Origin of the sequence: Streptomyces changchenzhani (assembly GCF_039766235.1) — a bacterium.
GTDB lineage: Bacteria > Actinomycetota > Actinomycetes > Streptomycetales > Streptomycetaceae > Streptomyces.
In genome coordinates, this window is record NZ_JBDHNH010000001.1 from 96,898 (window position 1) to 119,067 (window position 22,170).

Below are 22,170 nucleotides of genomic sequence, written 5' to 3' on the forward strand. Positions count from 1 at the left end.
CCGCGACAGTGGCGGCACCGCGGCCGCTGCCGCCGAAAGTTGCGCGCGACCCGCACGGGCAGGCCATGCGGATCGGTGAGGCGGTCGCTGGCGTGTGGCACAGGCAGCACGGCGGTACTCGCATCGAGGTGCCCATCGGGATCGTCGCTGCGCTCGCCCTGATCCGGCAGAAGGACCAGGGTGGCCCGGACTTGAAGGTGCAAATCCTCGGCCAGAAGGACGCGGAGCTGATCGGGATGTTCCGGGAGATCTGGTCCATGCACTGGATCAACCGTCCCGACTTGATCGACCGCGCCCGCATTCTGCACGAGTGGCTCAACGACGAAGAGATAGACGACCACCGCGCCTACGTCGTACGCGGCGTCACCAAAGCGGCTCTGGAGAACGGCCTGTTCGACCTCACTGGGCACGCGGACCCGTACCTGCGCGCCCAGACCGATGTGCTGTCGCCGGTCATGACGCTCGTGCGCTCCGTCGGGGCCCAGCAGGGGCTCGGCGAGTACCACACACCGCCGTCGGTCTCCGATGCCATGGCGAACATGCTCGCGGCCGAGAGCGTCATGGACGTCAGACTCCACGTGGATCAGCCCCAGGCCGGGGAGCACATCCACGACCCTGCCGCCGGCAGCGGCGGTCTGCTGCGCTCGGCGGCGCAGCACTTGCGCGAGCGGGGCCTCGACCCGGCCCAGTTCCAGTGGTCGATGTGCGACATCGACGAGGTAGCCGCAGCCTGCGCATCTGTGAACGCGATCATCTGGGACCTCGGGCAGCGCGTGACGGTCGCCTGCGCCGACTCGCTGGCGAACCCGAACGCGATCGAGGACGCCATGAAGCACGCGCGCGCCGTGTTCGAGCACCGCGACGAGATGCTCGGCAAGGCGCGCATTATCGGCGCCGTACGTCAGGCGCAGCAGCTTCTGGAGCAGGCCGCCCCGGTCGCCGCCTGACGCAGACCGACCGGGCCACGATACCGAGGCACCCCACCTGAGCTGCACAAACGAGTTTGACACCCCTCCCATCGAGAGTAGAATTAACTTATGGGTTGGGGAGTGAATCCCTTCCACTTCTACGAACGGATCGATTCATGACCGGCACCATCCATGCCCTGCGCATCGGCCTCGACGGCAAGGTCACCGACCTCGACATCGGCGCCACGCTCGACCAACAGTCCAAGATCATCAGCCGGGCGCTGCTCGACTCGGTAGAAGCCGTGGAGTACATCAAGAGGCCGAGCGGCCCCTCGATCGTCGCCCTCGCCGCCGAGCATCGCGCACGCCAACTGCCCAACTTTTACGCCGTTCTCGCCGTCCACGTCCTGGCCGGAAGCCTCGGCCACGAGATCCAGGGCCCGGTCGTCTTCGCCGGATACACGCGCAGCGGCGAGCTGACGGCGCTCCCCAGGGACGCGGCCGCCGAGATCCGCGACCTGTGCCCGGCCAACCCCGACGGCATCCCGGCCATCGTCCACATCCCCTAAACCCTCGCGCGGGACGGCTGCTCCACGTCCCGCCCTTCCGCCAACACGCCCCTCGGAAAGAGAGCTCACCCGCATGACCAGCGCCGGAGCCACCGATTCGCAGCCGCCGAACGCAATTTCCCTGATGGACCTGCACCTTCTCGCCGAGCGTCTGGCCGACCAACTCGGGGTCTGGAATGTCGTCGATGACTTCGAGCCCAGCCAGGACTCCACCATCCACCTCGTCGCTGCCGACCGCCGCGCGATCGGCATCCGCCACCTGTTCAACGGCCAGGCCGTCCAGGCATTCGCCATCGGGGGGACAGCACTCGCGTCCCCGGCCGGCACCGCTAAGGCAACCGCATCGGGCCCTCGCCGCCTGGCGGAGGGCGTGCGCTACAGCACGGGCGTCACCTTCACGTCCGACGAGGCTCCGCTGGAGTCGATCCTCACCGCCATCCGCACCGTGCTGCTCCCGGCGTTCGATGGCCACCGCTCCCCGATGGACTCACGCACCCGCCGCCTCACGCCTCCGCCGAGCACCAACTCTGCCCCCGTCGAGTTGGCCCCCAGCAAGACCGAGGCTGAGGCGAAGAACACGCCGAAGGCACGTACGCGCAAGAGCAGCACGACCCGAACGACGGGAGCGAAGCCCGGCAACCGCACGCCCCGGAAGAAGGCCACGGCCACCGCCTGACCTGTTCCAGCCCCAGCACCTCGGTATGGGCGGCCATCGGCTACTCACACCCGCGTCACGGAAGACCACGATGACCGTCATTGACACTGAAGCACCCCTGACCAGCGCCGACATCGAGCCCACGACCACCGCTGAAGCATCCGTCGGTATCGAAGGGTTCGCGGGCACGTTCGCCTGGGTCGACCCGCGCACGCTAGTCGTCGATCCCTACAACCACCGCAAGCCGCGCCCCTCCAACACCGACGACGACGATGACAAGGAGGAGGAAGACACCACGAAGCCGGATGCGGATCTCATCGCCTCCGTCGCCGAGATCGGCGTGCAATCCCCGCTGCTCCTGCGCCCGCAGACCGACGGCGAGACGCTCGGCATCATCTTCGGGCAGCGCCGCTTCAAGGCCGCGATCATCGCCGCCGAGAACGCGATAGCCGCAGGCCGCCCCTACCGGCTGGTCCCGGCGATCATCCGCACCGACCTCAAGGGCGTCGACGATGACGCGTTGACGATCAGCCTCATCGAGAACACGCACCGCAGGGCCGCCTCCGTACGCGACGACATCAATGCCGTACGCCAGTTGTCGCTCATGCAGATCAGCAAGGCGCGCAAGGCCAAGCACGCCCGCTCCCTGGGCTTGACTCCGGAGCAGGTGAAGGCTGCCGAAACGGCGGACAAGCTCAGCGACAAGAGCCTCTCCGAGGCGCTCGCCTACGACTTCGACTTCGTGGAACTCGCCGACCTGCACGAGGTCGAGGACCTCGACCATGCCCTGTGGTGGCTCCGCAGCGCCAAGGAGCGCGATCAGGACAAGGGTCAACGCGGCAACTGGGCGCACACCATGCAGGAGTTGCGTGACCAACTCGCCGATCGGGCAGCCCGCGAGAAGCTCACCGAGGAACTGGCCACGGCCGACATTCCGCTCGTAGAGCGGTCCTGGAACTGGGCGAAGACCCCCACCCGCCCACTCACCGATCTCGCCACGGCGGACGGCGATCCGGTCACCCCCGAGGATCATCGCAACTGCCCCGGTCATGCTGCCTACCTCGACCGGGACGAGCCGGTCGCGGTGTGGCTGTGCCAGAACTGGGCCAAGTGCGGCCACAAGCTCTCCCCCGATGCCCCGAAGGATGCCCGGGAGCACAAGGACAAGGAGGAGGAGAAGGAGGCGCGGCGCACCGTCATCCGCAACAACAAGGCGTGGCGGGCAGCCCGGCTGGTGCGGCACGAATTCCTGGCAACGCTGTGCACTCGCAAGGGCGATGCCTCGCCCGCAGCGTGGACGCTGGTCATGTCAACGATCACCGGCACCAGCTACCTGTACGAGCACTTCGTCGACACCGGCGACACCACCCTGACCGCTGCTTTCCTACGGGTTCCAGACCCCAACGAGGACCGCAACAAATGGACCCGGGTCAGCGATCCGTTCGCCGAGGTGATCGCGAAGACCCCAGCATCCCGCCGCTGGCAGATCCTGCTCGCCCTGGTCTGTGCCGCACACGAGTCGCAGGCGATGGGCGACAGCGCCTGGCGCGGGGAGATCGGCTCCCACACCGCTGCTTGGCTGGCCTTCCTGAAAGCCGAGGGGTACGCACTCTCGGACTTCGAAGCAGAGACCCTGGCGACTGCCGAAGCACAGGCGAAGAAGAGGGCTGAGGGACTGGCCGCTGCCGAAGCCGAGAAGCAAGCGGCCAAGGACGCCTCGCCGGTCGCCGCCTGACAAGCACCCCCTACTGACCTGCATGAACGGGTTTGACGCCCCTCCTGTCGAGAGTAGAATTTAGTTACAGATGGAGGGGGCACCTCCCAATCACCACGAACGGAACACCACCATGACGCCCATCACCCTCAACCGCGACACCATCCTCAACGCCCTGGAATCCGCCGACCGACCCCTGCAGCGATACGACCTCGTCATGACCGTGTTCTGGGCCGCCGGATACGACCGCGACACCTACCGCACCGTCCCAGACCTCCCCCACGGCAGCGTCGAATGCGTACGACTCATCGACCGTCTGCTCGCCGAAGATGAACTCGTCCGACTCCCCTCACCGAAGTGGCGCCAGATCCTCGGTACCGCATTCGATACCACGACCGTCCACGGCCGGCGCGGCTACCACTGGTTCGCCACCCGCGACCAGCACACCCGCTGGACGCAGGCGGACCACGCCCGCAGCGAGCGCATCACCGAGATCACCGCACGCCTCAAGGCCGCGAATCTGCCGCCCCTTGGACTACGCCGCACCGACTGGTCCACCGACAGTGCACTCCTCGACGCGTCCCACGCCAAGGCCGCGCACACCTCCCTGGAGATCTGCGACATGGACGGCGCGCGGGTCGCCGAGGTCCTCTGCAACCACGAACCGGACGACGATCAACCCGAACAAGCTCTCGCTGACGCCGAAGCCGCAGCCGACCTCCTCGTCCACGCCGCAGACGATCTCACCTTCCTCTTGGCCCTCATCAAGAACGGGCGAAGCCGATGAATCCTCTGTACGGCATCTCCGTCTCCGGCAAACCGCACCTCGTGCCCGTGACCACCTGGCCGGCCGACCCTCACCAACTCGTCCTCACCCGCTGCGGAAGCCTCTCCCTACGCGAAATCCCCGAACCCGCCCCAGGCCATCTGTGCGGCAGTTGCCAGCGGCTGCACACATCCGACCAGCAGCAGGAAGCCGCAGCCAGGCGACACCATCAGCGCCACGTCGAACCGGTCTGCCGCCAGATCGCCGACGAAATCAACCGCCTGCGCGCCCGTCTTCGCACCGATCTCGAACTGCCCGCCCACCTCGCCATGACACCCGCGCACAGATCCGAGCAGGCAGCCATCGTTACCGGCCTCCTCGCTGCACTGGCGATCACCCTCGGCGTACCCAGCGACGGCAACGCCGCCGAGATTTACACCCAGCAGCACACCAGCCTGTGACCAGTCGACTGCCCTGGCAGGCCGGTTTCCCCACCACCGTCTACGACTTCGTCGGCGTCAGGTACGACCTCACCCGCCGGTACATCGCGCCCGACGGCTCCCGCTGGCACTGGACCCGCTGGTGCAACGAACACCAGCGCCCCGTCGCCACCCACGCCGACCACACCCCAGGCGACGTATCCGCCAGTGCGGAGATCAACAAACGCATCGGCGGCCACCTCTACCGCTACCTCACCCGCACCCGCACCCGCACCCCCAGCAAGGACGACCAGCATGGAAGCAGTGACATGGCTCCGCCCCGAGTACGAAGGACACGAGGACGCGCTGGTCACCCTCGCCGACGGAGCCCGCCTCGTCGGGGTCAGCCGCTCCGCCGTCAGCAACTGGGCCAAGCGTCACACCGACTTCCCCCGCCTGGTGCTCCTGACCGGCCCCCTCAGCAAGCGGATCAAGTACGTCGTCCGTGAAGAACTCGTCGACTTCGCCCGGACTCAGCGCAACAAGACCCGCAAGCCCCCGGGTGGATACAAGCCCCGAAGGCCAACCGTCGAACTCCGCGCCGACGCAGTAACGCACTACACGCAGCAGGTCGCCCGCCTCGCCGAACTCGTCACGCGGCACAAGCAAGCCCTAGCCGGCGCCGAAGCCCGCCTGCGCACTGCTCAGCAGCGACTACGCAAAGCGCGGATCCAGTTGACCGCCGAACTCACAGCCAGTCACACCTACCGCTCCCTCGCTCCGGCACCACACCAGAAAGATCAGCCGTGAACCCGTCGCCCAACCCGCCCATGCCCAACCCCCGCCAGGCTCAGGGCTTCATGGTCACCGTCTCGCTCCCCTCGGCCCTTCCCGCCTCGCGCCTTCGGGTGGGCGACACCTTCGCCCTCCACGAGGCCCCCGACGAGCACCTGCTCGTCGTGCAGGCCGAACCCCATCCCGACCATCCCTCTCGGCTGATCATCACCGTCCCCGGCAAGACAACCCCGTTCACACTCCACGCCGACGAGCCGATACGGCCTCTGCGGATGCCCCGCACCGTCCACGTCGCCTGCCAGCTGTGCAGCAAGAGCACCACGACGGAGCTGGACCTCGTCACTCACGGCGAACCAAAGACCTGGGTCTGCAACCGCCACTGACGAGCCTCCGGCCGAGCTGCACCGGACTGCCTTACACACCGCGAACACCATGAACAGGACGCCAATGCAGTGACCTATAAGACCGAACGCACCATCGTCGTCGGCGACATCACGATCAGCGTGCGAACCAGCGACCGCACCACCATGGACCTCGACGTCACCACCATCGGACAGGTCATCGTCCGCGGCCCCCACCACACCACCGACGCCCAGGCATCCGACCTCGCCCGGCGCCGCCGCCGCTGGATCTACCAGCAGCTCACCTGCATCGCCGACACCAGGCCCAACAACCCAATCAAGGTCCTCGAGACCGGCGAGGAGTTCCCGGTCCTCGGCCAGCCGCACCGCCTCCGGGTCGTCCCGGACACCCAGCAGATCGAGCCCGCCCTTCACCATCTGGACCCCGGAACACGCTGCTGCATCTCCATGCGACACAGCACAGCGGAAAAACTCCACAAAGCCAGACAAGGGCTCATCAACTTCTACGCCGCCACCGGCCAGGAATGGCTCAAAATCATCGACCTGCAAATAGCAGCACGCTCCCGCAATACAGGCATACCGGTCTCATTCTCGACCCGGCTCCGCACCACCCGAGCCCGCCACCACCCCACCCGCGGCCTCACTCTCCACTGGGCCACCATCCAGCTCGATGAACTACTCCTCCACGAACTCATCCACCGCACCCTCAACCTCCACACCATCGCCGACTCCCACCAGCTCGACCACGCCTTACGCAGCCTTTGGCTCGGCGACCTCACCACTGCCGAGTAGCCGAGGGGAATCTCACCCCTCGGCTCTCACAGATCCGTGCTTGATGATCTCCCATCACACGGCTCTTGCCACTCTGATCACCAGGCCGAGGACGCAACTGTTGTCCATCTCCAGTGCGCGAACATGCAGGGATACCGATCTGCGATATCCCACATCTTCCGGAGTGCCTTCCGCAGCGCCGAGAGCCTCTTGTATTTCTGCCGGATCCATCGCACCAAGTAGGCGTTGATGCGCATCAGAAGGGGTGTCAACGCCGACCGGTAGAACCGGCCGTAGTAGTTCATCCAGCCCCGCACGGTCGGGTTGACCCGTCGTGCGAGCTCTACGAAGGAGAGGTCGGACCGGGTGTGGAGCCGCAAACTGCGGACTTCCCCACTGATCCTCTTCAGAGCTTCCTTGCTGATCGCCGGCTCGAACGACGTGGATCGCCGTCCGTGCTTGTTCCGGCTTTCTCGCGCTCGAAACGTGTACCCGAGGAAGGTGAACTCCGTCTGCCCGAAGGGCCGTCGGCGTTTCCCGTCCCGGCAGTACACGATCTTGGTCTTGTCGGGATGCAGTCGCAGCCCGACTTCCTCCATCCTGTCCATCAGCGCGGCCAGCACATCGCGGGCCTGACGCTCCGACACGCAGTGCACGACCGCGTCGTCGGCGTACCGTTCGAACGTGATGCCCGGCCACTTCCGGGTCAGCCATGTGTCGAACGCGTAGTGCATGAACAGGTTCGCGAGCACAGGTGAGACAGCTGAGCCCTGTGGGGTTCCGCGGTCTCGCACCTGCAAGGTGCCGTCGGGTAGTTGCAGCGGTGCTTGAAGCCACCGCTTGACATACAAAATCACCCATACGGCATCGGTGTGCGCCTCCACGGCCTTGACGATGAGGTCCCACCGGACACTGTCGAAGAACTTCTGGACATCGAGATCGATCACCCAGTCCCTCTTCCAGCAGCGCTGACGGCAACGTTCCACCGCGTCCAGTGCCGACCGTCCAGGCCGATAGCCATAGGAGTCTTCATGGAATACGGGATCAACCCGTTCCATGAGATGCCTGGCCACTACGGTCTGGGCAATTCTGTCGGTCACCGTTGGCACGCCCAAGACCCTCACGCCGTCGCCAGGCGACGACTTGGGAATCTCCACCGCACGCACCGGCGGTGGAAAGTAGGTCCCTGAGGACATCCTGTTCCAGATCTTGTAAAGGTTTCCCTTGAGATCCTTCTCGAAGTCTTCGATGGACCGACTATCCACGCCGGGCGCACCTCTGTTTGCCTTCACTCTTTCGTATGCCTCCCAGACTTCCCGTTTCGAAATATCAAACGGCTTGCCTGATGACTTCAACGCGTCCATGTAGTTCCTCCCGGAGATCCCCGGTTGTCTAGACAAACAACGTCACGAATGGCCCGACCCCTTCGCTCCACCCCCATTACAGGGGCTTCATCACTACTACGAGTCGGTCCGCCAGCGTCCCCCGCATCGGTACTCGATCCCTTGCGGTGTCTGCCGCTTGGGACACTCCCTCTCGTCCTGCCCCAGTCGGGCAAGACGGTATCGGGGCACGCCTTCTCCTGTTCCACGCGAAAGCGGCAGACCGGGCTCATGTCGTCTACACGCCGGACACCACCTGGCCAGTAAGCGGATGTCCGCCAGGCTCATCCCGGAGTTGGCTAAAGACCCCGGTTTCGATGTCATCTGTCTGCTTAACGACGCTTCCGCAACGATTCGCTTGCGCTCATCTTCCCGATCCCTACCTGACGTCTCTTACGACGCCTTTTCCCCAATCGCTCACCACGGCAGTCATCAACTAGCGCAGCATGAGGCGGTTTGAAGCCTCCCTCCGCAGGGCGGCTTCGAAGGGCCATACCTTCATCTCTCGCGCAGCATCGATTCCAGGAACTGACCTACAACCAGCTCCCTTTCACGTTCAGGACACAACCAACCAAGCAGTCATCACGAGCCGCCACCTGCCCCAACTCCCTGACACCTTCCGCCGAGGCCGCCCACGACTTGGAGTACGCCTACGTGAAGCGGGTCCGCGACGGCTCGCCCTGGCTTTACCTCCCGGAGGTGAACGAGTAGTGAGCTACGACGAGATCAACGTGGGTGAGACATTCCTGTGCCACGACGGCGCGCGCTGGAACTTCCACGTCTATAACGATGTCGCCGACGACGTGACGACCTTCGACCGCAACGGCGAAGCCGTCACCGCACGGGAGCTGATTGCCGGTCAGGCGTACCAGCACATACGGCCGGCGCACCCGCTCACCCCTATCGAGCTGAAGACGCAGCGCGAGCTCGGCCGCCCGTACGGCACAGCCCAGTCGTGGCCGCGCGACGCGGACGGCCCAGCCGACGTCTGGGAGGTCTTCGACTACGACCCTGAGCTGCGCCGTATCTGGCTCGTCCACTCAGGCCTGTACTGGGAGAACACGGGCCGCATGCGATGGGACGAAGGCCACTACGACCCAGACGGCGACCGTCTCGCAGTAGTGCACATCGAGCACGTCAGCGCCTTGCCGCGACTGACCCTCTGGGAGATCCACGACCAAGAGGCGATAGGCCTCACCACCCGCGACAACGAAGGACGCTGGCTGTGACGACGAGGATGCCGCGCACGGACGCGGGCCGCCCAGGACTGGGCGAAGACTGGCGGGCGGTGTGGGAGGTCGCGCACTACACGCTCACCGAAGACGGCGACCGGGGCCCGACGTGTCTCATGACGCAACTCGAAGCACACCCGCTGACGTCCAACGTCACCGTCGCCCACTCGGCGTTCGTCCGGCTGACGCAGGACCCGAAGCTGCCCGAGGTGGACATGATGCAGCCGCAGGCACGCCTGCTGGGCTACACGGCCAGCCACCCCGACGCGGACGGCCAGACGCCGCTCGTGCACGGAGTGCGCTGCGCGAAGTGCGGTTCAGATCAGGTCGGGCTCACGGTCAGGCAGTGGGCGGTTTGCCGGGCCTGCGGGCACGGCCAGACGCACGGCGAGGCGTTTCTGTGCTCGGACCATTGCGCCGAGTGCGACGCCAAGGGTCTGAGCGAGTGACCGACACAATCAGCACGGCCGTGGCGCCGGAGATGCTCCCTCCTCCGCCAGTGCTCGCAGTCGCCTTCGGCACCCTGTCCGCCGAGGCGACTCCTCCTGGCGAGCGCCGCATCGTGCGCCGCGCTTACGTGGTTCTCTTTGAGCGGCACGAACCCTGAGCGGTAGTCGCTCGAATGCTTAGCGTTCGGTCAGCTGCGCCTTTGATTCGGCTGCTCAGGCGGAGGACCAAGCGGAGGGTCTCAGGGGACGCCCGGGGGACAGGCGGGGGACAGAACCCTAAGAACAGCCAGGGAAGGACGGGGAACGATCCGGTAAGAAATGCCGCTGGGTCGAGACGGCGCGACTACCACCGCGAGCCTCTGACCTGCACTTATAGTGCGATGACCTGGGAAAAGGCGGATCGCCGCTCCACTGCGCGGGAGAAAGATCCAACTCTCTCCTAAAGCGGGTGCCGCAGGTTCGAATCCTGCCGGGGGCACAAAGCATTGCCGCTCTGACCTGGGTTTCCTCCCCCAGGGAGGGGCTCCAACCGGCCTCGGACCCTTCGTCCGGGGCCGTTTGCGTGAGCGGACGGGGAGTTGATCTCCCAAATACCGCCCGGCGGAGCAGCATCATCCGGCACAGTCCCGTCGGCCTCGCCGGGCCGGATGTCCGCCTCAGGCTCGGTCCCCGCCGCATCGACGGCCCCGCTCCCGCAGGCGCCACAACCACGGCGGCGGTGATCACGCCTGGGCGGACAGCTTGGGAGTGAGCAGCTCCAGCGCTTCCTGCCAGCGCAAGCGGTCGGCCCCGCCTCCGGCCTTCGGCCGGTGCGGCTCGTACGAGCCGATCAGTACGCCCATCTCGCGCAGCCGGGCCAGACTCAGCCGGTACGCGCAGTGGGCGGCCTGGGCCAAGTTCAGGTACGGCAGGACGGCGGTGGGGATGCTGAAGCCGTACGCCTCGCACAGGATGCCCACGGCTGACGGCGGCCGTGGCAAAGTCCAGATGTGCGGCCAGCCGAGTCCAGGCTGATGGCCACCGGAAGTCCAGGTGGATGGCCGTCTGACCAGTGGTGTTCCTGATCACTTCCTTAACTGGAGGAGACCCCTCCGCCCGTTTGCTGGTGTTTGCACGCATCAGCTACCGGCCGGAGAGGTCCTGTGACGAAGTCTGACACGGAGATTATGGAAATCCTTGAGGCGTACGACCTGACCGGGACGGTCTGGTCGGCGGCGACCTTGACGGGGCACGACCCGAAGACGGTCAAGAGGTATGTCGAGGCCCGCAACGGCGGGCGCAATCCCTATGAGCGAGAGCCGCGGCCGAAGATGATCGACGCGTTCGGGGAGAAGGTCGAGGAGTGGGTCGAGCAGTCGAAGGCGACGATCCGAGCCGATGTGGTGCACGAGAAGCTCGTGAAGATGGGCTACCGGGGCAGCGAACGCTCGACGCGGCGGGCGGTGAACGCGGCGAAGAGCGCGTGGAAGGCGGGCAAGCGCCGCACGTACCGGCCGTGGATTCCCGAGCCGGGCCGGTGGCTCCAGTTCGACTGGGGCGAGGGTCCGCGCATCGACGGCCGTCGGACCTGGTTGTTCTGCGCGTGGCTGTCCTGGTCGCGGTTTCGGGTCGTGATCCCGGTCTGGGACTGCACGTTGGGCACGCTGGTGGCCTGCCTGGACACCACGCTCAGGCGGATCGGCGGGGCGCCGACCTACGTGCTGACCGACAACGCGAAGACGGTGACCGTCGAGCACATCGCCGGGATCCCGGTACGTCATCCGCAGATGGTCGCCGCGGGCCGGCATTACGGCTGCCAAGTGGTCAGTTGCGTGCCCTACGACCCCGAATCGAAGGGCGGCGCGGAAGCGACGGTTCGTATCGCGAAAGCCGACCTGGTGCCCACAGATGCGAACCTGCTGGCCGCTTACGACACCTTCTCCGAGCTCGCCGATGCCTGCCTGACCTGGTGCGATGCGGTGAACTCGCGCCGCCACCGGGCGACTGGGCAGATACCTGCGGACCGTCTGGACGTCGAACGCACCACGCTGCACGTCCTGCCCATCGAGCCGCTCGCGCTCGCGCTGGGCGAGGAACGGCTGGTCGGCTCGGACCGCACTATCAGCTTCAACTCGGTGCGCTACTCGACCCCGCCGGGATATACCGGCGCGAGGGTGTGGTGCCGGGTGGTCGGCGAGGAACTGTCCATCACCGCCCGCACCAACTCCGGTGATCTCTCGGAGATTTGGCGCCACGAGCTCTCCACCCCGGGTGTTCCGCAGATCATCGACGAGCACTACCCCGACCATCCCGACGGACGCAGCATCCACCAGCCGAGGCTGCGGCCCCGCTCGGAAGCGGAGATCGCGTTCGTGGGCATCGGCCCCGGAGCCGGGCGCTGGCTCAAGGAAGCCGGACCCGCCGGCGCCACCCGCATCCGCGCCAAGATGGCCCGCGCGGTCGAGCTGGCCGCCGTCCTGGGCAACGACAGAGTCGACCAGGCCCTGGGGCTGGCGGCCACAGCCGGGCGCTTCGCCGACGACGACTTGCTCTCGATCCTGGGACACATCGCCGACAGCAAGCCCGCCGGAGAGGTCGTCCGCGCGGACGAAGCCCACTCCGTCCAGAACGGAACCAGTGGCTGGCAGGCCCTGGGCCGCTGACCCAACACATCACCCACCAGCGAATCCTGACCGAACGTCTCATAAGAGAACGGCACCCCCATGAGCTTTCCCAACCCGCCCGCGATCCCCGAGGAACTCGACAAGCTCATGCGCCGCATGCGTCTGCCCTATATGCGCAAGGCGGCCCCGGACGTTCTGGCCACCGCCCGAGCTCAACGCTGGGACCCTGCCGAGGTGCTGCGGCTGCTGATAGCCGAGGAGGTCACCGGCCGCGACGCGGCCACCCGGCGCCTGCGGCGCCACTCGGCGAACTTCCCCACCGGCAAGACCCTGGGCTCCTGGCGGGCCGAGGACTCCACCATCCCCGAACCCACCCAGAATTCCCTCACCACCCTGGAATGGATCGGCCGCGCCGAGAACTTGGTGATCGCCGGCCCGTCGGGGACGGGCAAGAGCCACTTCACCGAGGGCCTGGCCCAGGCCGCGATCGAGAAGGACATGCGGGTGTCCTGGTTCACCCTGGAGACGCTGAGCACCGCGATCGGCAAGTCGAAGGTCGACGGGTCCACCGCACGGACCGTCGCCCGGATCTGCCGGGCCGATTTGATTGTCATTGATGACATTGGCCTGCTTCCAGTCGGCGAGGACGCCGCCGAGGCGTTCTACCGGATCATCGATGCCGCCTATGAGCGCCGTTCTATCGCGGTGACCAGCAACATTCATCCCTCGGGCTTCGACACGATCATGCCGAAGACTCTCGCGGGCGCGAGCACCGATCGCCTCATGCATCACGCTCACCTCGTGACCACCTCCGGCGACTCACATCGCCTCGCTGAGGCCCTCGCCGGGAAGGGAGTGGTCCCCTTGAACTGACCCCCCACCCCAGGAACACCACTGGCCACACGCCTGGGTTTCTGATGGCCACCAGCCTGGGCCTCCAACGGCCACCTACCTGGGCATCTCAATGACCGTTGACACACGGCCAAGGTGTCGGAGATCCAATGCCCACGTCACCAAAAACGTTGGCGGCGCTGACGGAGCGAAAGGTGACGTTGGTGGGGCTGAAATTGGCCCAGGCGGCGGGCCGATCGAGGGCCACATGACGGGCGATGTCCTGCGCTTCGGCTAAGAAGTCTTTGGTGGCGGAGCGGTCGCCGCCACTGCTGGCTGCCCCCCGCTCCCGCTCACGCAAGAGAAGGAGGCCACCTCACGAGGGGAAAGATTAGCTCTCATAGTGGTAGCGGCACTGTGCGATCAAGACCGCATCTTCAGTGGCCTTGTAGATCAGTCGGTGCTCATCATTGATACGCCGCGACCAGTAGCCCTGGAAGCCGTGCTTGAGCGGCTCCGGCTTGCCGATTCCCTCATTCCCGTTTCGTTCGATATCCGCGATCAGCGTGTTGATCCGCTTCAGCAGCTTCCGGTCCTGGGCCTGCCACCACAGGTAGTCGTCCCAGGCACGAGAAGCGAAAGTGATCTTCATTCGGCGATCGCCAGATCACGTACGGTGCCACCGCCGTTTTCCAGTTCCTCGATCGAGGCCAGCAGCCGCCTGGCGTTAGCCGGGCTGCGCAGCAGGTATGCCGTCTCCTTGAGGGACTCGTAGTCCTCCAGGGAGACTATGACGACCGGATCATGGCCAGCTCGGGTGATGACGACCTCTTCGCGGTCGTCATTCACGGAACTGAGTACCTCGGCGTACCTCGCGCGAGACTCGGAGTAAGTCATGGTCTTCATCGCTCACCTCTACTCTTGTACAAGAAATTGTACAACGTATCCTTTGCTGCGCCAAGCGGCAGGTGGACAGGTGACGCCCAGCCGTGTCGTGATGGCCGCCGTGAACCGACGACGCACCCGCCTCCGAGCATGCGGGGTACCCGTCTGGGCGTGAGCGATGTGTGAGCGGACAAGCCAGCACCCGTTGGATTGAGCGTCACACCAGCGATGCGGACACGGCTCTGACCAGGAAGCACAGGAGCCACTGTGATCACCTGGTATACCCGTCACGATCTTGCCGGCTCCCCTAAAGCGGGTGCCGCAGGTTCGAATCCTGCCGGGGGCCACGGCGTCGTCTCGCGACCAGCAACTCCCGACTTCTCAGAGGGAATCGATGACACAACCCGCACTCGACAACGGCCCCGACCGACAGCAGCCGCCCTCGTCGTCTGGCTCCGCACATGATCCACGGGACAGAACCTGGGCCCGTTTCAGTGGTCGTCGTCCTTCGGGCAGCGAGCGAAGATCAAGTGAGTACGAGTACTCACTCCTTGCCGGGTAGCCGGGCCCATCCGCCGTGCTCCACTGCCGACATACGGTCCTCGTATGCCCGACGAGACCGCACCGTCCACCACCACCGCCCCGGCCGAGTCCGGGTCCCCCTCTTCCGTTCTCAAGTCCCTCGGATGCGGCTGCGCCGCGCTCGTCGCACTCTTCGCACTCGTTCTGGTCGTCCCGCTCGCAGGGGCCGCATGGAACTCCATGGGGTCGACGGACTTCCCCCGGGTCGCGCCCAAGGAAATGGGGAACCGCGCCTTCCAGCGTTCCCAGGAGGCATACGACATCGTGGGGTTCACGCGCACCGTGGTACCGGGCGTCGAGGACATCGGCGTCAGTACGGAGAACACGTTCAGCTCTTCGTCCTGCTACGACGGGGGCCCACTGGGGCTGGAGGACGAGACCATCGACGGCGCCTACGCGATGAGACACAGCTGGGCGCTGGACCACGTCCCCGCGAGTCAGGCCAAATCCGGCCTCCGTCGGCTGCACCAGTACCTGAAGGACCACGACTGGGAAATCACGTCCTACCGTGAGGGCGCGAAGGGCAGGGACTGGGACCTGTTCGTCCAACGGGACGACGGGGACGAGAGAATGTCCTTCACCTGGTACCGAGACCGGGAGTACTTCACCGGTGGCGCCACCGTGCCCTGCGCCTATGACCCCGCGTGGAAGAGCGGCGACAGCGAACTGCCCGGGGGCGACCAGGGGCCACCGGCCTTCGGCCCGCGCAACGGGACATAGGTATACGAGCGCTGCTCGGCCGGTTGAGCGCCGCGGCGAGCCTTCGACGCAAAAGGCGCCATTCACTTTCTGCCACCAGCCGGATACCTTCCGCGAAGTCAGTACGTCAGGACGTCAGGACGTCAGGACGTCAGTCAGTACATCGTTGACTCGTGAGGAGACACCGGGTGAGCCGAATTCGCAGTGTTCTTGCCGCACTTGGCGCCGTTGCCGTGATCGTGGCAGGTCCTGGCGCCCAGGCCGCCGCCGCGCCCGCCCCGGCGGGTGATGAGCGGGGGCTGCGGCGCGCGTCGTCCCGGCGGCGGGCAAGGCCGAGATCTGCGCCGGGAAGTTCCAGGGGGACGCGCGGCTGGGGCCCGAGCGGTTGCCTAAGAAGTGGCAGAAGCCCGTGGGGCCGTTGCTGAATCGGTATCACCGGACCGGGAAGCTGTCCTCGCCGGACTTCCTGAAGAAGTACTGGGAGGGGCCGGCCGATTCGGGCGGCTGGAAGTACCCGCCCAACGACGGCTTCGGTGACGTCAACGGGGAAGTGGACAAGCATCCCCAACGGCTCGTGCGCGGGCAGAATTTGGACCGTTTCGGATCGGAGTACGGTTCCTATCTGGCGCCCGCCGGTGACGCGTACGCGAAGCGGGCGCTGCCTCCGCAGAATCTCAACACCCGTGACGCCGCCCATCCTTGCGACTACCGCGTGTACCGCGTCGCCAAGTCGTTCACCGTCTGGCAGGGCAGCATCGCGCCCTGGTTCGAGCAGCCGGGCCGTGGGCAGCAGATCAAGCTGGACCCGGTGTTCCTCGACCCGGGGCAGGGGCAGGCGCTCAATGTGAAGTGGTTGCTCGACCGGGGTTACCTCGCTCCGGTGGTGGCGCGGCCGATCCCGGCGAAGTCGACGACGTAACCCCGTGCTGGACCGCCACGGCCTGTGGGCCGCACTGCGCCGGGCCGGGGTGGCCGACGGGTACTACCGGATCGAGGACGTGCACGAACCGACTCCCGCACCCCCCGACTTCCTCTTTGTGCGCAGGACTTCGGGCGGGGCGTGGGAGACGGGCGTGTACGAGCGGGGGACCTACCACGTCATCGAGTGGCATCCGAGCGAGGACGCGGCCTGCGCACACCTGCTGCGGCTGCTGACCTGACGGGCAGGCGGAGTACGGCCACCCCGAGGACGGCACGCGCAGGGACCCGGAAACCGGACGCGCGGGTACGGCCATGCGCGTGACTCTGGCCGAGCTACCAGGTTGGCCACCGGCTGCTGTGCCCCGCGCAGGTGAAGGTCTGCGACCCGCCACCGGGGCGACCGGCGCCGCCCTCACCACCGGGGCGGCGCGCCTGACCGAACGCCGCTGCCTCAGGTCTGCGGCAGCGCGCTCAGCACCGTCGCGGGGCCGATGGTGCGCCGTACGAGCGCCTGCGCGGTCTCGGTGAGCCGCCGCCCGTGCTGCTTGCTGTACATGGTCAACAGGCGGGAGGCCTGCGACGGGTCGAGGTCGCCCGCCTCCGCCAGCATGCCCCTGGCGATGTCGACGGATGCCTTGGCCGCCAGCGCCGCCTGCACCTGGGTGAGGATCTCGCCGGGCCTCGCCGGGTCCGACCGCCAGTGGACGAGGCCCACCGCGGCGACGTCGGCCAGCGCCTGGGCGAGGTCCTGCCCCGCGGGGGACAGGCACTCCGGGGTCATGCCCAGGAGATTGAGCGCACCGATGATGTGTTGGTTGACGCGCAGCGGCAGGGCGTACACGGAGCGAAATCCGGCGGCCACGGCGATCGGAGCCAGCCGGGGCCAGCGGTCGGCGGACTCCGCGAGGTCCTCCACGGCGACCGGCCGGCCCGTGCGGTACGCGTCGAGGCAGGGGCCTTCCCCCATCTGCAGCTGGAAGAGCTCCAGCATGGCCGCGCGCTCGTCGGAGACGGCCATCGTGCGCAGCTCGCCGTTGGCCTTCGCCACCATGACTCCGGCCGCGTCGACCCCGAGGAGGTCCACGCAGTGCCGGGTGAGGCTGTCGAGCAGGACGATCGGGTCGAAGTCGTGGGAGAGGGTGTCGGCAAGGCCGACGAACGCCTCTGCGAGTTGCTGTTCGCGGCTCATGCCCGTACACCGTCCCTGGTCGAATGTGCCGTATCGATATCCGTCCTGGAACTGGAGCAGGTCACCCGACGCGCCGTGCGGCTGAGCATGCGGCTAGTGCGTTGGCCACGAACGTGTGCCGGGTCTGGTCATGCGGCCTTGGGGCGTGGGTGGCCCCAGCGTTGCTGGCGTTCGCTGCGGACCTTGGCGCGTTCGCGGCGCTGGGCGGCCAGGACGTCGGGGTGCCGCGCGTTGGCGTTGCGCCACCGCAGGTAGTCCTGGAGCTTGCGGGCGAGGACGGTGTGGTTGGGGTGGTTCGAGTTGGCCATGACGAAGTTGCGCAGGGGCCCGAACTGCGCCTCGATCGGGTTGGCCCACGACGCGCTCGTCGGCGTCAGGCACAACTCGACCTTGTTCTTCTTCGCCCAGGTCCGGATGGTCGGGGTCTTGTTCGCCGACAGGTTGTCCATGATCACGTAGACAGGGGCGCCGTCGGGGCGAGCGGCCCGGATCGACTTCAGCGCCGAGAGGCTGTGGTCACCGCCCTTGCGGCGGCGGGTCACTCCCCACAGCTGGTCGTCGCCCAGGGAATAGCAGCCGTGGAAGTACCGGATGCCGTGGGTGCGGTGATAGGTGGCCGGCAGCCGGTCCGGTTTCTTCTCCTGGGCCCAGCCGGAGCCGTGGCAGGGGCGGATCGACAGCGGGCCGAACTGGTCGAAGGCGAAACACCGGTCCGGGAAACGACTGGTCACGTGCTCGATGCGGTCGAGTTTGGTGTCCTTGTCGGGATCCTTGGACTCCTTCCAGGTGCGGGTCCGCTGGAAGGAGATCCCGTTCTCGCGCAAGATCTGCCGCAGCCGTTCCCGGCCGATCTTCACCGTCCTCACCCGGTTGCGGGCCAGGTAGTCGGTGAGCTTGCGAAGGCTCCAGTGCGTGAAGGGACGTCCCAGCGTGACCGGGCGGGTCCGGGCCGTCGCGATGATGAACTCGCGTTCGTCATCGCTGATCAGGCGGGGACGGCCTCCCGCCCACCGAGGGTCCAGCGCGGCCAGGCCCTCCTCGTTGAACGCGTGGATCACGTCCCGGACTGTGTCCTCGTGCGCGGCGACCAACTGCGCGATCGCCGTCACGGTGGTCCCCGACGCCGACGCCATGATGATCAGTGCCCGACGCACCCGCACGGACTCGTGGCGGCCCCGCCGAACGATCTGCTGCAGCCTCTGCCCCTCTTGATCAGTCAACCGTCGCGCCCTGACCGGCTCTGCCATCTGCGACCTCACTCATCCTCAACAACAACTACGTTGCATCCAGAGTGAAGCCGACCGACCCCAGCACCCTAAACATCGATCAGCGTGTCGCCAGACCCGGCGAACGTTCGTGGCCAACGCACTAGTCATGGAAACGGGCCGTCCGCGCGACGACATCTCGGGCCACCTCGGTCACTGTGCGGCTCTGGGCGAAGGCACGTGCCCTCAGCCGGTCCAGAGCTTGCTGGGGGTCGACGTTCAACTGGATCATGACCATACCGACGGCGAGATGGACTTCATCGTGGTCTGCTTCCGCGGCGTCCAACCATGACGCTACTCCTCCGTCATTAGCAGCGTCGCTGCCGCTGTGCAGCTTGAGCACGGTAAATGTGATGGCGTCGCAGGCCAACAGGGCGATCCGCAGATCTCGATCGGAAAGCCGACCAGGTGTCGTGCGGTAGAGATCGAGCGTCCCGATCGCGAGCACACTGCTGCCGAGCGGCAGCGAGAAGGCCGCCTTGACCCCGAGTTCGATCGCCTGCTGGGCGAAGAAGGGCCAGCGGCGCACATCGGACCCCCGGGTCAGATCCGGGGCGAACACCGGCGCCACCGCGTCCAGTGCGCTCTGGCACGGCCCGCCACCCAGCGTGTACTGGGCCTCGGCCAGCCGGGCCGCCGTGGGATCACTGGCGCACCAGGTGGCTCGTACACCCATACTGCCGGCGATGGAGATCGACGCACCGGTGACGGACAGCAGATTGACGCAGGCCCGGCACAGCTGAGCCTGTGCCTCCCGAATGCTCCGCCCGGCCTCGCCCAGCGTGGCATCCGCGTCCGTGACCGACGATGTGGCCTCGGCCAGGATCTCGGTGACCCACGTCCGCTCGTCCTGGCCACCCGACCGGGTGTGACCGGCGGTCGACTCCTCGCCGTCTCCGGCGTCGCGGTACTCGGGCATTCCACTCACCTCCGCCCTGCCGTCGGCAGGCGGCATTGATGATCTCCAGTATCGCCCATCGGACCTTCACAGGCCGGTAAAGCCCCGACCGGGCACTGCGGCCGGTCCCCCTGAAGGCCCTTGGGCCACTTGCCGGCTCCAGGACCGGTAAGTGGCGGTATTGTGGCGAGATTGTGGACGTGACTCCTCCCTCTCGTAAGCGAGGGGGCTTCTCGCTATGCCTGGTTGGCGTTACGACGGACCAGCCCGGCCCGTAGAACATTGAGCGCACCCACCACGTCGGCGTGCGACCGGTGGCCGCAGGCAACGCAGTGGAATTTCTCCCGTGTGGGCCGGTTCTCCTTGGCGGTGTGCCCGCATTCGGGGCATTGCCTGGAGGTGTAGCAGGGGGCCACGGCGATCACTTCCCGTCCGGCGCTTTCAGCCTTGGCGGTGAGGATCGTCAGGGGCGGGCCTGAGTGCGGGGGCCTTGCTCATGTTGCGGATCTTGAGGTCTTCGTGCGCGATGACGTCGTGTTCGCGGACTGGCGCGAGGGCGGCCTTGTGCGCGTGGTCGAGACGCTGGCGGCGGACCTTGCCGTGCAGGCCGGAGACCTTCTCCACCGCCCGCCGGTGGTTGGCGGTGCCGCTTGCCGCGGCGCACTCGCGGGAACCGGGCAAGGGCCTGCTGTGCGGCTTCGAGCCGGCCGGGATGTGCAGCACGACAAGCACGGACACCGGCAGACCGGTCCGCGCCTCTGCCGCCGCCCTCAGCCCCGGCACGTCAACTTCATCTGGGCCGCCGCATGATGGGCCCCCACCAGCGACGCATCCCCCCAGTCCCGGCCGCGGTCGATCAGCTGAACCGCGATCCGCTCACCCTTGACCGCATAGCTCCCGACCTGTACCAGGGTGCCGCGATGTACCGTCTGGCGCACGGCGAACGCTGCGTACGAGGACTTCTCCTCGTTGGGGTCGGCGAGGACACGGTAGAAGGTGGGATTTCCCGCGACATCGTTGTCTCGGGCGCTCTTGGGGACGAACACCGCGAGCCCGCACTTCTCGAATCCCTTGCCGACCTCCCAGGACCAGACAGCGCTGCTGCCGCGGTCCTTGTCCGTGGCCCCGGACATGGGCACGGCGCTGAATCGCCCGTCGCACGAACCACCCTTGAAACCACCGGACTTGACGGTGTACCAGGCCGCGATGCCGTTCTCGAAGCGCCCGAACTCGCGGTAGCGCCCGGGGGAACAGCCGGGACCCGCCCACGCCGTGAACGACGGGCTGCGCGCGGGCGGCGGTGGCTTGGCCGGGGCCTTCGGGGCCCGGGAGGTGGGGGCCGGGGTGGACTCCGTGGGCTCCTGCCCGGTCGGGCCGATCCGGGTCGGGGCACCGCCGGGGGCGTCGTCCGCGTTGCCCACGGGCCCGTCCGTACCGCCGCCGTCGGAGTCGGTCAGCAGGGTCGCCAACACGACCAGGACGGCCAGCGCGACCCCGACTCCCGTGGCCACCCACACCTTTCGCGCGCGGGTGAGGGTCGATAACCGCCCGAGGACCGTTTCGCGGGCGACCCAGCACCCGTCCGCGGGCCGCCCCCCGTCCGCACCCGCCCCGCACTCCGGGCAGACCATGCCCGGCAGCACACCCCTGCGGCCGCCGCCGCACCGTTCGCACACCATGAGGACCTTCTCGCGCCGTACTTCCCGATCAACCCGAGCAACCCGATCAACCCGAGCGACCCGATCAACCCGAGCGACCCGATCAACATCCTGAACAGTCGGACAGTAAGCCAAGTGGACCAACTATGCACGAGGTGACCACTTCGAGGCAGGGAACACCCACGATTGACCTTGCCCCGGGGGCAGGACTCAGCCCTCCTCGTCCCTCCCCGGCCCGCCCATGTCCAGCGGGCCCTCGCCGCCCGGCCCGCGGGGTTCCAGCTCGACCTGGATGCGGTGGGTGGTGTCCTTGGAGACCGTGGCTCCGAGCTCCGCGGTGACCACGCCGATGCGCAGGCCGCCCTTTCCGCTGCCCTCGCGGCGCACCTGGACGGCGAATTCCAGCTGCACCTTCTGCACCCGGAAGCGCATTCCGCTCGCGCTGCCGCGGCGCTGGGCCTCCTCAAGCTCGGCCCGTACCTGGCTGATCACATCCGCCAGACCCGCGCCGGCGACCGTGCCGTTCGCCATGTCCGCAGTGCCGTTCGTGTTCACCATGCCCACATCCCCCCACTGAATCCGACGCCCCATTGTCACCCACTGCGACTATGCTGGTA

At 67.0% G+C, this 22,170-nt stretch carries 27 protein-coding genes and 1 pseudogene; 17 read left to right on the top strand and 11 right to left on the bottom strand.

Features of this window, described 5'->3' with window-relative positions; genetic code table 11:
- Nucleotides 1-65 precede the first annotated feature (65 nt).
- The 9 genes from ABCR94_RS00545 (at nucleotide 66) to ABCR94_RS00585 (ending at nucleotide 6,980) form a co-directional block, all read left to right on the top strand.
- A complete protein-coding gene (locus ABCR94_RS00545) occupies nucleotides 66-947 on the top strand; it encodes an N-6 DNA methylase (protein ID WP_347116949.1) in 882 nt (293 codons plus the stop codon).
- Nucleotides 948-1,084: 137 nt separating this feature from the next.
- Nucleotides 1,085-1,477 (top strand): hypothetical protein, encoded by a 393-nt coding sequence (locus tag ABCR94_RS00550; RefSeq protein ID WP_347116951.1) that lies wholly within the window; start codon nucleotides 1,085-1,087, stop codon nucleotides 1,475-1,477.
- A 73-nt stretch (nucleotides 1,478-1,550) separates the two neighbouring features.
- Complete coding sequence (locus ABCR94_RS00555; RefSeq protein WP_347116952.1) at nucleotides 1,551-2,153, top strand: hypothetical protein; 603 nt, start codon at nucleotides 1,551-1,553, stop codon at nucleotides 2,151-2,153.
- Between the two features lie 70 nt (nucleotides 2,154-2,223).
- Nucleotides 2,224-3,867: a ParB/RepB/Spo0J family partition protein gene (locus tag ABCR94_RS00560; protein WP_347116953.1), complete on the top strand. Its 1,644-nt coding sequence runs from the start codon at nucleotides 2,224-2,226 to the stop codon at nucleotides 3,865-3,867.
- 112 nt (nucleotides 3,868-3,979) lie between these two features.
- Nucleotides 3,980-4,633 carry a hypothetical protein gene (locus ABCR94_RS00565; protein WP_347116954.1) on the top strand — a complete coding sequence of 218 codons (654 nt, stop codon included), beginning with the start codon at nucleotides 3,980-3,982 and terminating at the stop codon, nucleotides 4,631-4,633.
- Nucleotides 4,630-5,073 (top strand): hypothetical protein, encoded by a 444-nt coding sequence (locus ABCR94_RS00570; protein ID WP_347116955.1) that lies wholly within the window; start codon nucleotides 4,630-4,632, stop codon nucleotides 5,071-5,073. The genes ABCR94_RS00565 and ABCR94_RS00570 overlap by 4 nt, the downstream gene beginning before the upstream one ends.
- A gap of 273 nt (nucleotides 5,074-5,346) precedes the next feature.
- On the top strand, nucleotides 5,347-5,841 hold the full coding sequence (locus ABCR94_RS00575) for a hypothetical protein (RefSeq protein ID WP_347116956.1): 495 nt from the start codon (nucleotides 5,347-5,349) through the stop codon (nucleotides 5,839-5,841).
- Nucleotides 5,838-6,209 carry a hypothetical protein gene (locus ABCR94_RS00580; RefSeq protein WP_347116957.1) on the top strand — a complete coding sequence of 124 codons (372 nt, stop codon included), beginning with the start codon at nucleotides 5,838-5,840 and terminating at the stop codon, nucleotides 6,207-6,209. The genes ABCR94_RS00575 and ABCR94_RS00580 overlap by 4 nt, the downstream gene beginning before the upstream one ends.
- 69 nt (nucleotides 6,210-6,278) lie before the next feature.
- On the top strand, nucleotides 6,279-6,980 hold the full coding sequence (locus ABCR94_RS00585) for a YgjP-like metallopeptidase domain-containing protein (RefSeq protein WP_347116958.1): 702 nt from the start codon (nucleotides 6,279-6,281) through the stop codon (nucleotides 6,978-6,980).
- A 77-nt stretch (nucleotides 6,981-7,057) separates the two neighbouring features.
- Here the strand turns inward: ABCR94_RS00585 and ltrA are convergent, their stop codons facing one another.
- The gene (ltrA, locus tag ABCR94_RS00590; RefSeq protein WP_347116959.1) at nucleotides 7,058-8,323 is read right to left on the bottom strand and encodes a group II intron reverse transcriptase/maturase; all 1,266 of its coding nucleotides are present in this window, start codon (nucleotides 8,321-8,323) and stop codon (nucleotides 7,058-7,060) included.
- Nucleotides 8,324-9,051: 728 nt separating this feature from the next.
- Here ltrA and ABCR94_RS00595 point away from each other — a divergent pair.
- From ABCR94_RS00595 to ABCR94_RS00605, 3 genes are read left to right on the top strand one after another with little or no spacing between them, the layout of a single operon-like run.
- Entirely contained in the window at nucleotides 9,052-9,570 is a 519-nt protein-coding gene (locus ABCR94_RS00595; protein WP_347116960.1) for a hypothetical protein, read from the top strand.
- On the top strand, nucleotides 9,567-10,022 hold the full coding sequence (locus ABCR94_RS00600) for a hypothetical protein (protein WP_347116961.1): 456 nt from the start codon (nucleotides 9,567-9,569) through the stop codon (nucleotides 10,020-10,022). The genes ABCR94_RS00595 and ABCR94_RS00600 overlap by 4 nt, the downstream gene beginning before the upstream one ends.
- Nucleotides 10,019-10,180, top strand: a complete 162-nt coding sequence (locus tag ABCR94_RS00605) for a hypothetical protein (RefSeq protein ID WP_347116962.1) — start codon at nucleotides 10,019-10,021, stop codon at nucleotides 10,178-10,180. The genes ABCR94_RS00600 and ABCR94_RS00605 overlap by 4 nt, the downstream gene beginning before the upstream one ends.
- Before the next feature lie 564 nt (nucleotides 10,181-10,744).
- Here the strand turns inward: ABCR94_RS00605 and ABCR94_RS00610 are convergent.
- Nucleotides 10,745-10,984, bottom strand: a pseudogene (locus tag ABCR94_RS00610) (flavoprotein); the annotation flags it as partial.
- A gap of 204 nt (nucleotides 10,985-11,188) precedes the next feature.
- On the opposite strand from ABCR94_RS00610, the gene istA reads away from it, so the two are divergent.
- A complete protein-coding gene (gene istA / locus ABCR94_RS00615; RefSeq protein ID WP_521976416.1) occupies nucleotides 11,189-12,664 on the top strand; it encodes an IS21 family transposase in 1,476 nt (491 codons plus the stop codon).
- A 60-nt stretch (nucleotides 12,665-12,724) separates the two neighbouring features.
- Complete coding sequence (istB, locus tag ABCR94_RS00620) at nucleotides 12,725-13,498, top strand: IS21-like element helper ATPase IstB (protein WP_347116964.1); 774 nt, start codon at nucleotides 12,725-12,727, stop codon at nucleotides 13,496-13,498.
- A 349-nt stretch (nucleotides 13,499-13,847) separates the two neighbouring features.
- Here istB and ABCR94_RS00630 read toward each other — a convergent pair whose 3' ends face one another.
- Together ABCR94_RS00630 and ABCR94_RS00635 are read right to left on the bottom strand one after the other, a co-directional pair.
- Complete coding sequence (locus tag ABCR94_RS00630) at nucleotides 13,848-14,108, bottom strand: Txe/YoeB family addiction module toxin (protein ID WP_347116965.1); 261 nt, start codon at nucleotides 14,106-14,108, stop codon at nucleotides 13,848-13,850.
- Entirely contained in the window at nucleotides 14,105-14,362 is a 258-nt protein-coding gene (locus tag ABCR94_RS00635) for a type II toxin-antitoxin system Phd/YefM family antitoxin (protein WP_347116966.1), read from the bottom strand. The genes ABCR94_RS00630 and ABCR94_RS00635 overlap by 4 nt, the downstream gene beginning before the upstream one ends.
- Nucleotides 14,363-14,947: 585 nt before the next feature.
- On the opposite strand from ABCR94_RS00635, the gene ABCR94_RS00640 reads away from it, so the two are divergent.
- The 3 genes from ABCR94_RS00640 to ABCR94_RS00650 all read left to right on the top strand — a co-directional run bounded on the left by ABCR94_RS00640 (nucleotide 14,948) and on the right by ABCR94_RS00650 (nucleotide 16,782).
- A complete protein-coding gene (locus tag ABCR94_RS00640) occupies nucleotides 14,948-15,643 on the top strand; it encodes a hypothetical protein (protein ID WP_347116967.1) in 696 nt (231 codons plus the stop codon).
- A 397-nt stretch (nucleotides 15,644-16,040) separates the two neighbouring features.
- Entirely contained in the window at nucleotides 16,041-16,541 is a 501-nt protein-coding gene (locus tag ABCR94_RS00645) for a TNT domain-containing protein (protein ID WP_521975886.1), read from the top strand.
- Between the two features lie 7 nt (nucleotides 16,542-16,548).
- Complete coding sequence (locus tag ABCR94_RS00650; RefSeq protein ID WP_347118404.1) at nucleotides 16,549-16,782, top strand: hypothetical protein; 234 nt, start codon at nucleotides 16,549-16,551, stop codon at nucleotides 16,780-16,782.
- A gap of 212 nt (nucleotides 16,783-16,994) precedes the next feature.
- On the opposite strand, the gene ABCR94_RS00655 is transcribed toward ABCR94_RS00650, so the two are convergent.
- The 7 genes from ABCR94_RS00655 to ABCR94_RS00680 all read right to left on the bottom strand — a co-directional run bounded on the left by ABCR94_RS00655 (nucleotide 16,995) and on the right by ABCR94_RS00680 (nucleotide 22,111).
- The gene (locus tag ABCR94_RS00655) at nucleotides 16,995-17,732 is read right to left on the bottom strand and encodes a GAF and ANTAR domain-containing protein (RefSeq protein ID WP_347116968.1); all 738 of its coding nucleotides are present in this window, start codon (nucleotides 17,730-17,732) and stop codon (nucleotides 16,995-16,997) included.
- 128 nt (nucleotides 17,733-17,860) lie between these two features.
- Nucleotides 17,861-18,979 carry an IS630 family transposase gene (locus ABCR94_RS00660; protein ID WP_347116969.1) on the bottom strand — a complete coding sequence of 373 codons (1,119 nt, stop codon included), beginning with the start codon at nucleotides 18,977-18,979 and terminating at the stop codon, nucleotides 17,861-17,863.
- A 121-nt stretch (nucleotides 18,980-19,100) separates the two neighbouring features.
- Nucleotides 19,101-19,916 (bottom strand): GAF and ANTAR domain-containing protein, encoded by an 816-nt coding sequence (locus ABCR94_RS00665; protein ID WP_347116970.1) that lies wholly within the window; start codon nucleotides 19,914-19,916, stop codon nucleotides 19,101-19,103.
- A 215-nt stretch (nucleotides 19,917-20,131) separates the two neighbouring features.
- A complete protein-coding gene (locus ABCR94_RS39000; RefSeq protein ID WP_521975889.1) occupies nucleotides 20,132-20,320 on the bottom strand; it encodes a zinc ribbon domain-containing protein in 189 nt (62 codons plus the stop codon).
- Nucleotides 20,321-20,336: 16 nt separating this feature from the next.
- Entirely contained in the window at nucleotides 20,337-20,678 is a 342-nt protein-coding gene (locus ABCR94_RS39005; protein ID WP_521975891.1) for a transposase, read from the bottom strand.
- Nucleotides 20,666-21,574: an adhesin gene (locus ABCR94_RS00675; RefSeq protein WP_347116971.1), complete on the bottom strand. Its 909-nt coding sequence runs from the start codon at nucleotides 21,572-21,574 to the stop codon at nucleotides 20,666-20,668. Before ABCR94_RS00675 ends, ABCR94_RS39005 begins: the two co-directional genes overlap by 13 nt.
- 189 nt (nucleotides 21,575-21,763) lie before the next feature.
- Complete coding sequence (locus ABCR94_RS00680) at nucleotides 21,764-22,111, bottom strand: trypco2 family protein (RefSeq protein WP_347116972.1); 348 nt, start codon at nucleotides 22,109-22,111, stop codon at nucleotides 21,764-21,766.
- Between the last annotated feature and the right edge of the window lie 59 nt (nucleotides 22,112-22,170).

Coding starts and splice junctions, on each gene's coding strand:
- istB (WP_347116964.1), top strand. CDS start 12,725: ATGAGCTTTCCCAACCCGCCCGCGATCCCCGAGGAACTCGACAAGCTC.
- ABCR94_RS00680 (WP_347116972.1), bottom strand. CDS start 22,111: ATGGTGAACACGAACGGCACTGCGGACATGGCGAACGGCACGGTCGCC.
- ABCR94_RS00630 (WP_347116965.1), bottom strand. CDS start 14,108: ATGAAGATCACTTTCGCTTCTCGTGCCTGGGACGACTACCTGTGGTGG.
- ABCR94_RS00570 (WP_347116955.1), top strand. CDS start 4,630: ATGAATCCTCTGTACGGCATCTCCGTCTCCGGCAAACCGCACCTCGTG.
- istA (WP_521976416.1), top strand. CDS start 11,189: ATGGAAATCCTTGAGGCGTACGACCTGACCGGGACGGTCTGGTCGGCG.
- ABCR94_RS00545 (WP_347116949.1), top strand. CDS start 66: ATGCGGATCGGTGAGGCGGTCGCTGGCGTGTGGCACAGGCAGCACGGC.
- ABCR94_RS00665 (WP_347116970.1), bottom strand. CDS start 19,916: ATGCCCGAGTACCGCGACGCCGGAGACGGCGAGGAGTCGACCGCCGGT.
- ABCR94_RS00575 (WP_347116956.1), top strand. CDS start 5,347: ATGGAAGCAGTGACATGGCTCCGCCCCGAGTACGAAGGACACGAGGAC.
- ABCR94_RS00655 (WP_347116968.1), bottom strand. CDS start 17,732: ATGAGCCGCGAACAGCAACTCGCAGAGGCGTTCGTCGGCCTTGCCGAC.
- ABCR94_RS00660 (WP_347116969.1), bottom strand. CDS start 18,979: ATGGCAGAGCCGGTCAGGGCGCGACGGTTGACTGATCAAGAGGGGCAG.
- ABCR94_RS00550 (WP_347116951.1), top strand. CDS start 1,085: ATGACCGGCACCATCCATGCCCTGCGCATCGGCCTCGACGGCAAGGTC.
- ABCR94_RS00635 (WP_347116966.1), bottom strand. CDS start 14,362: ATGAAGACCATGACTTACTCCGAGTCTCGCGCGAGGTACGCCGAGGTA.
- ABCR94_RS00640 (WP_347116967.1), top strand. CDS start 14,948: ATGCCCGACGAGACCGCACCGTCCACCACCACCGCCCCGGCCGAGTCC.
- ABCR94_RS00555 (WP_347116952.1), top strand. CDS start 1,551: ATGACCAGCGCCGGAGCCACCGATTCGCAGCCGCCGAACGCAATTTCC.
- ABCR94_RS00675 (WP_347116971.1), bottom strand. CDS start 21,574: ATGGTGTGCGAACGGTGCGGCGGCGGCCGCAGGGGTGTGCTGCCGGGC.
- ABCR94_RS00560 (WP_347116953.1), top strand. CDS start 2,224: ATGACCGTCATTGACACTGAAGCACCCCTGACCAGCGCCGACATCGAG.
- ABCR94_RS00565 (WP_347116954.1), top strand. CDS start 3,980: ATGACGCCCATCACCCTCAACCGCGACACCATCCTCAACGCCCTGGAA.
- ltrA (WP_347116959.1), bottom strand. CDS start 8,323: ATGGACGCGTTGAAGTCATCAGGCAAGCCGTTTGATATTTCGAAACGG.